The 236-nt window shown below is 73.3% G+C and carries 1 protein-coding gene; it reads left to right on the top strand.

Annotation, left to right across the window (positions count from 1 at the left end; genetic code table 11):
* On the top strand, positions 1 to 236 hold a 236-nt coding region (locus ACX40Y_RS18240), incomplete at both ends, for a methyl-accepting chemotaxis protein (protein ID WP_459120994.1).

The raw sequence follows: 236 nt of genomic DNA, 5'->3' as shown, positions 1-236 counted from the left end.
ACGCAGATGGACCAGCGCCTGCGCGCCACCGCGATGGCGGCGAGCGGCACGGTGTCGCGCGCCGATGGGGCGATCTCCACCGTGTCGGGCGGCCGCGCGATCGCCGACGAGGCGGTGCAGGCGATGACCCGCGTCGCCGACAGCGCCAAGGGCATCGACAGCGTGATCGAGGGCCTCGACAAGATCGCCTTCCAGACGCGCGTGCTCGCGATGAACGCCGCGGTCGAGGCCGGTCG

This window comes from Sphingomonas sp. RS6 (genome assembly GCF_054489705.1).
Note: the sequence above shows the minus strand (reverse complement) of the source record. Positions and strands in the feature narration are given on the sequence as shown.